Genomic DNA, 7600 nt, shown 5'->3' with positions numbered 1-7600 from the left:
CTCGGCGCCAACGCGGTCCCCATGGCCTGGACGGAGGCCCTTACGGCGCTCCAGCAGGGAACCGTGGACGGACAGGAGAACCCCTTGAACGTCATCGTGGCCTTCAAACTCTACGAGACCCAGAAACACCTGGCTCTCACGCGCCACGCCTATGCCCCCGCCCCCTTTCTCATGAGCCTGAAGACCTGGGACAAGCTCTCCGACGCCCAGAAGGAACTCGTGAAGAGCGCCGCCCAGGAAGCCGCGGAGTTCGAGCGTGCGTCGAACAACAAGAGCGAGGCGGAATGGCTGGAGCTGGTGAAGCAAAACGGCATGGAAGTCACCACCCCCGACACGGAGGCCTTCCGTATGGCCGTGGAATCCGTGTACGCGCAGTACGGGCCCCAGTTCGGCGAAGAGCTGATCCGGAAGATCCTGGACACCAAGTAGGGGCGTCATGACCGCAGCGACGAACCGGGAGGAGGGGCCTCGCCCCCTCCTCCTTCTTCTCAGCGACCGCATCAACGACGCGAGCGAGTGTTTCCTCTTCTTTCTCATGCTCCTCATGATCGCCGTCACCACGCTTCAGGTGGTCTGCCGTTTCTTCTTCACCGCCCTCGCCTGGTCGGAGGAACTCACCTGCTTTCTCCTCGTTCTGGCATCCCTCGTCGGAGCTGCCTGCGCCTTCAAAAGGGGAAGTCACATGGCCGTGAACTTCCTGGTGCAGCGCCTTCCCCAGGGGCTCCAGAAGCTCCTCGCCCTGCTCGTGCACATTCTGGGCGTGACCTTCTTCGCCGTGGTGGCCTGGTACGGCGCCGCGCTGGTCCGCTCCGAGGGCTCCCAGACCACGCCGGCCCTGGGCATCTCCATGAGCTGGGTCTATCTCATGTACCCCCTTTTCGGCAGCATCATCATCCTTCATCTTCTCTCGGGACTTCTGACATTGTGGAAGGCGAAACGCCTCCCCCAGGAGGAATGACCATGGGACTTCTTCTCGGCGGCAGTTTCCTTCTGCTCATGCTTCTGGGCGTCCCCATCGGCCTCTCCATCGGCCTCGCCGCGCTGGCTTCCTTCGTGGCGAGCGGCTTTCCCCTGGAGATGGTGCCCCAGACCCTCTTCGAGGGAAACAACTCCTTCGCCCTCGTGGCGGTGCCCTTCTTCGTCCTCGCCGGAGACATCCTCGCCGGCGGCGGCATTTCGGAGCGCATCGTGGCCTTCGCGGAAAGCGGCTTGGGGCGCATCAAGGGAGGGCTCTCCATCGTCTCCACCATCGCGTCCATGTTCATCGCCGCCATCTCCGGCTCCGGTGCAGCCACCACGGCGGCGGTGGGCTCGGCCCTTCTTCCTTCGCTCAAGCGCAAGGGGTACGACCTCTGCTTCTCCTCGGCGCTCATCGCCAGCGCAGGCACCACCGGCGTGGTCATCCCTCCCAGCGTTCCCATGGTGCTCTACGCGGTCATCGCCGGAGAATCCGTGGCGAAGCTCTTTCTCGGCGGTTTCCTCCCCGGGGCGCTCATGGGAACGGGGCTCATCGCCTACGCCATCTGGATCGCCCACCGGCACGACTATCCCTTGGGCGACCCCGTGCCAGGAGCGGAGAAGTGGCGCCGTTTCCGCAAAGCCCTGTGGGGACTGCTGACTCCGGTGATCATCCTCGGGGGCATCTTCTCGGGGATCTTCACCCCCTCCGAGGCGGCGGCCATCGCCGTGGACTACACGCTTCTCGTGGCCTTCCTCATCTACCGGAGCCTCACGTGGAAACAGTTCTACCGCATCGTCGTGGGCGCGGGGATCACCTCGTCCCTGATCATGTTCATCATCGCCACGGCGAAGCTCTTCGGCTGGGGACTGGCCTTCTACCAGATCCCCGAGGCCGTAGCGGGAACACTCATGAACCTGGCGGGCAACCGCCCTCTGCTGATCCTTCTCATGGTGAACATCATCATCCTCCTGGCGGGGATGTTCATGGAGACCGCGTCGGCGCTCATCATCCTCACGCCCCTCTTTCTGCCCACCATTCAGAAGATCGGCGTGGACCCCATCCACTTCGGGCTCATCCTCGTCATCGGCCTGGCCATCGGCATGGCCACACCTCCCGTGGCGATCAACATCTACGTGGCCAGTGCCATCACAGGGCTTTCTCTGGAGCAGATCAGCCGGGCCATCGTGCCCATGGTGCTCATCCTCGTGGCGGTGCTCCTTCTCGTCACTTACCTGCCGGGAATCACGCTCCTTCTTCCCCGGCTGCTTCTCTGACCGCGCAGTCCGGAGGAGGCAACCGCCCGTTCTTTCGCGGAAAAGGCAGGGGCGGCAGGGGCTTGGGGGAATCTCGTTCTACACATTGCAAAAGGGGGAAACGAACATGCGCAGTGATCTCGCGAAACAAGGGCCCCATCGGGCACCACACCGCTCGCTCATGAAGGCGGCGGGCTACACGGACTGGGAAATCCGCCGTCCCTGGATCGGGGTGGTGAACGCCTACAATTCCATCATTCCCGGCCACGTCCATCTGGGGCGCCTCGTAGAGGCCGTCAAGGCCGGTGTCTACGCCGCAGGCGGGCTTCCTCTCGAATTCCCCGTGATCGGCGTCTGCGACGGCATCGCCATGAACCATCTGGGAATGAAGTTCTCCCTGGCGAGCCGGGAGCTCATCATGGACTCCATCGAGGTGATGGTGCAGGGACACGCTTTGGACGCCCTCGTGATGGTCACGAACTGCGACAAGATCATTCCCGGCATGGCCATGGCAGCGGCGAAGCTCAACATTCCCTCCCTCGTCGTGAGCGGCGGCCCCATGATGGCGGGACGCCACGGCGGGCGGGACATCGACCTCTCCAACGTCTTCGAGGCTGTGGGAAAGCACGCGGCGGGACGCATGACCGCCGAAGAGCTGGAGGACATCGAGAACTGCGCCTGCCCCGGATGCGGCTCCTGCGCAGGCATGTTCACCGCCAACACCATGAACTGCATGCTGGAGGCCCTGGGGCTCGCCCTTCCCGGCAACGGAACCATTCCCGCCGTCACCGCCGCCCGGGAGCGCCTCGCCAAGGATGCGGGGCTCGCCGTCATGACGCTGGTGGAGCGAAACATCCGTCCCCGGGACATCCTGACAAAAGACGCCTTCGACAACGCCGTCGCCGTGGACATGGCCCTCGGGGGCTCCACGAACACGGCGCTGCACCTTCCCGCCATCGCCTGGGCGGCGGACGTGGCCCTCCCTCTCGAACGCTTCGACGAGATCGGCCGCGTCGTACCTCACCTCTGCAGCATGAGCCCGGCGGGACCGCATCACATCCAGGACCTCGGCGCCGCGGGAGGAGTCCAGGCGGTCATGGCCCAGCTCTTCGCGGCGGGAAAGATCTCCGGCGGATGCCTCACCGTAACGGGGCGCACCTGCGGTGAAAACCTGGCGAATGTACGGGTGCTGGACCCCACGGTGATCCGCCCCCTGAGCGACCCCTACCACGCCGAGGGAGGCATCGCCATTCTCAAGGGAAACCTCGCCCCCGACGGCTCGGTGGTGAAGCAGTCCGCCGTGGCCCCGGAAATGCTCCGCCACGAAGGCCCCGCCCGGGTCTTCGACTCCGAGGACGAGGTCACGCAAGCGATTCTGAAAGGGGAGATCCACTCCGGCGACGTAGTGGTCATCCGCTATGAAGGCCCCAAAGGGGGGCCCGGCATGCGGGAGATGCTCACCCCCACCTCCGCCCTGGCGGGCATGGGGCTTGACAGAAGCGTGGCCCTTCTCACGGACGGACGCTTCTCCGGTGCCACCCGGGGTTCCTGCACCGGGCACATCTCCCCCGAAGCGGCGGCGGGCGGCCCCATCGCCCTCGTGAAGGACGGAGACCGGATCCGGATCGACATTCCGGCGAGAACGCTGGAGCTGCTCGTCTCCGAAGAAGAACTCGCCGTCCGCAGGGCATCCTGGACACCGAAGCTGCAACCCGTGGACAGCCCCTTCCTCAACCGTTACCGTCATTTCGTCACCAGCGGCGCCCGCGGAGCGGTACTGGAGTTATGAACGAAAAAAGAGTACACTTGATGTAATCATTTCGGTCCGCGTTCGACGAGAACCCCTTCTCTCGTCCACCGCCGCTCCGGTGAGGTTTCACCGGAGCGGCGATGTGTGTTCATCCGGAAAGGACGTCGACGCGATCCAAGGAGGACTTTCATGACCCACGCATGCACATCCCCAAAGTACAAACTTGTCGCCATCGATCTGGACGGCACGCTCCTCCGATCGGACAATACCGTCTCCTCCCGTACCCTCGCCGCCGCCCGGGCCTGCGGCGAGGCGGGAGTCACGCTCACCATCGCCACGGGGCGCATGTTCCGTTCCACCTCACCCGTGGCGGAGACCCTCGGGCTCGACGCGCCGCTCATCACCTACAACGGCGCACTGATCCGCACGGCCCGGACGGGGGAGACCATCTTCCATCATCCCATGGATCTCGATCTGGCCCGGGAGGTTCTTCGCTTTTTTCGGGAGCGGCACTGGTACATCCAAAGCTACATCCGGGACGTGCTCTACGTGGACACGGAGAACGACAAATCCCGGTACTACGGCAACCTCGCCTTCACCGACCCGGTTCCCCTCGGCTTCGAACTCTACGTTCCCCAGGACGCGCCCACAAAGCTCCTGGCCATCGCCGACGACGAGGAGCAGATCCTTCTCATGCGGGACAGCGTGAAGGCCCATTTCGGGGATCGCCTTTTCGCGGCCATTTCCAACCCGCTCTTCCTGGACATGGCCTCCCCGGAGGTGAACAAAGGAAAATCCCTGGCACTCCTCGCCAAACGCCTCGGCGTCTCCCGGGAGGAGACCTTCGCCATCGGCGATTCGGAGAACGACCTGCAGCTCTTCGAGGCTGCGGGATTCCGCGTGGCCATGGACAACGCCAGACAATCCCTCAAGGATGCCGCCGACGCGGTGACGACATCCAACGACGAGGACGGCGTCGCCCTCGCTCTGGAGCGCTACGTCCTGGAAAACCGCTGAAAAAACGCATCCCGTCCGGGAAACTTTCCCCGGACGGGATGTCTGCACTGCACTTTCGCTCTTTTCCTGGATCGGGATCCGCCTTCCGGAGAAAACCGCCTTTGTCGCTCCACTCCGTCAGCATCGCTCCTTCGCAAGAGTCGCCAGCGCCTCAAGGCAGACCCGCAGCTCCGCCTCCTCGGTAAAAACACCCGGGGAGAGGCGCAGCGCTCCTCCCGGAAAGGTCCCCAGTGTCCGATGCGCCAAGGGGGCGCAGTGGAGACCGGGACGTGTTTCGACGCCCCACCGCTCCGCGAGCTCGAAAGCGAGCGTGCCGTTGTCCCATCCGTCCACGTTGAGGGCCACCACGGCCAGCCGCCGTTTCGGATCGGCTCCTCCTCCGACGACGCGACATCCAGGAAGACAGGCCAGCTCCCGCCGCAGCATCTCGCCAAGCTCTTTCTTTCGGGCACTTCGGGCCACCATGGCGCCGCTTCGCACCACCCGCAGCGCCGCGAGAAGCCCCGCCACCCCCGGCAGATTCGGTGTCCCCGCCTCGAACTTGTCCGGAAGCACAAGGGGCTGCCGCTCCTCAGCGGAGAAGCTCCCCGTTCCTCCGTCCAGCAGAGGAAGAACCTCCCGGGCGAAGTCCGGTCGCCAGACCACACCTCCGATGCCCGGAGGTCCCAACAGACTCTTGTGCCCGGTAAAACAGAGGGCCGCCAGGTTCAGCGACGACGCCGAAAGGGGGACTTCGCCCCCCGTCTGGGCCGCGTCGAGCACCAGAGGAATCCCGTTCCGGGAACAGAGGGATGCCACCTCCTGCAGGTCCTGCACGGCGCCGCAGACGTTGCTCGCGTGACTCAGCACCATCAGGTCCGCCCCCTCGCCGAGGCGGTGCTCCAGCTCTTCGAGGCGAAGAAATCCCCCGTCGTCGCAGGGAAGGACGTTCACCTCCAGGCCGCGCTCCTCCTGAAGCCGTCGCAGAGGGCGGATCACCGCGTTGTGCTCCATGGAGGTGGTGAGCACCGTCATGCCGGGTTTGCAGAACCCCTTGAGGACCAGGTTCAGGGCTTCCGTCACGTTCCCCGTGAAGGTCACGTACCGCGGATCGCCCTTTTCATAGCCGCCGAAAAAGGAAGCCAGCTCCTCGCGGCAGGTAGTCACCAGATCCAGTGTGCCCAGATCGCGCTTGGAGGCACTTCCCCTCGCCAAATTCGCCCCCCCCTCGACGAGAAAAGCCGTCACGGCCTCGGCCACTTCGGGTGGCTTGGGCCAGGTGGTGGCCGCGTTGTTCAGATAGATCGCCATGGAGCGTCACCTCGCCGCACGTCAAATGATACGGAATATCATTTATTATATCACGGAATTAGAGTGTTTCCCCCTGTTCTCGCGTTCCTCAGAGGAGTATGCTTGAACACGGAAGCATGTATTCCCTCCGTAATAGCACAATGCCGATAAAAAGAAACACTGAGAGGAGGAAGACGACAATGACGGAGAAACGGACCCAATGGCTTCGCTACGCCGTACAGGGGAGCTTTTTCGCCTTTCTCATGTGGATTGGATGGCGTCATCAGGTTCTGGGGGGTGGCCCTAAGGGAGTGGGGAGTGTGGATGCCTATTGCCCCCTCGGCTTCGTCGAGAGCCTGTACAGCGTTTTTACCTCCGGGGATTGGCTCCGCCGCACTGCCCCGAGTACCTTGGTCCTCCTCGCGGGAATCGTGCTGGGAGGACTTCTCGTGGGGCGCGTCTTCTGCGGCTGGATATGCCCCCTCGGCACCCTGGGAGAGTGGAGCGCGACCCTGGGAAGCAAACTGGGCATCCGGCGCAGGGAACTTCCCGAGGCAGTGGATCGTTCACTGCGTGCGCTGAAATACCTTGTTCTCGCGGTCGTGGTGGGACTTGCCTGGCGCACAGGATCGCTCGCCTGGCGCGATGTCGATCCCTGGGTGGCGGCCATGCATGCCACGGAAGGGTGGGCGGGTGTTCTCGAGCGCCCCTGGGCCTACGGGATTCTCTTCGGAACCGTGCTCCTCGCCTCTCTTTGGATCGAGCGTTTCTGGTGCCGCTACCTCTGTCCCCTCGGCGCACTCCTGGCTCCGCTCCAGAAACTCGGACTCGCCAAGATCCAGCGGAACGAGACGACATGCATCTCCTGCGCCGCCTGCACGCGAGCCTGCCCGGTGCGTCTCGATCCGACGACAACGGTCCGAACTGTGAGCAGCGAATGCATTGCCTGCGGGCGCTGCATTGCCGCCTGTCCTGTTCCGCGCACGCTGGAATTCGCCGCTCCCGGAAAGCCGAAAAAATCGCCCCGTCGTTTTTCCACCCTGACGGTGGGACTCGTGGGGCTTTTCTTTTTCTTTGGTGCCTACGGCACCGCAAAAGTGACGGGACACTGGGCGACCTTCTACACGCCGCCGGAGGGTACGCTCACGGGGGTCCGTTCCGTGGAGGGCGTCTTCGGCTGGATGACCTTCGAGCAGGCGGCAAAGACCGTCGGACTGCCGGTGGAACAGATTCTCGCCCTCGCGGGACTTCCCGAGGACACTCCCAGGGACGTGTCCATGAAAAAACTCGACGGCGTGAACGACGAGGCCGTCAAGAGCGCCCTCGTCGCCTATTTCACCTCCCTGGAGT

Annotated in this window: 7 protein-coding genes; 6 read left to right on the top strand and 1 reads right to left on the bottom strand. The window is 64.0% G+C overall.

Annotation, left to right across the window (positions count from 1 at the left end):
* From dctP to Q1K49_RS14325, 5 genes are all read left to right on the top strand, one after another.
* On the top strand, positions 1-429 hold a 429-nt coding region (gene dctP / locus Q1K49_RS14345), incomplete at its 5' end, for a TRAP transporter substrate-binding protein DctP (protein WP_300526653.1).
* Positions 430-436: 7 nt separating this feature from the next.
* Positions 437-958, top strand: a complete 522-nt coding sequence (locus Q1K49_RS14340; protein WP_300526652.1) for a TRAP transporter small permease — start codon at positions 437-439, stop codon at positions 956-958.
* 2 nt (positions 959-960) lie between these two features.
* Entirely contained in the window at positions 961-2235 is a 1275-nt protein-coding gene (locus Q1K49_RS14335) for a TRAP transporter large permease (RefSeq protein ID WP_300526651.1), read from the top strand.
* Positions 2236-2341: 106 nt separating this feature from the next.
* Positions 2342-4003, top strand: coding sequence for a dihydroxy-acid dehydratase (gene ilvD / locus Q1K49_RS14330; RefSeq protein WP_300526650.1), 1662 nt, complete (start codon positions 2342-2344; stop codon positions 4001-4003).
* A 150-nt stretch (positions 4004-4153) separates the two neighbouring features.
* Positions 4154-4981 carry a Cof-type HAD-IIB family hydrolase gene (locus Q1K49_RS14325; protein ID WP_300526649.1) on the top strand — a complete coding sequence of 276 codons (828 nt, stop codon included), beginning with the start codon at positions 4154-4156 and terminating at the stop codon, positions 4979-4981.
* A gap of 117 nt (positions 4982-5098) precedes the next feature.
* Here the strand turns inward: Q1K49_RS14325 and Q1K49_RS14320 are convergent, their stop codons facing one another.
* A complete protein-coding gene (locus Q1K49_RS14320; RefSeq protein WP_300526648.1) occupies positions 5099-6271 on the bottom strand; it encodes an aminotransferase class V-fold PLP-dependent enzyme in 1173 nt (390 codons plus the stop codon).
* Positions 6272-6450: 179 nt separating this feature from the next.
* On the opposite strand from Q1K49_RS14320, the gene Q1K49_RS14315 reads away from it, so the two are divergent.
* A partial coding sequence (locus Q1K49_RS14315; RefSeq protein WP_300526647.1) for a 4Fe-4S binding protein occupies positions 6451-7600 on the top strand: 1150 nt, incomplete at its 3' end.

Source organism: Aminiphilus sp. (assembly GCF_029975095.1).
Taxonomy (GTDB): domain Bacteria; phylum Synergistota; class Synergistia; order Synergistales; family Aminiphilaceae; genus Aminiphilus.
The sequence above is the reverse complement of the archived record's forward strand: the minus strand, read 5'-3'. Positions and strand labels throughout refer to the sequence as shown.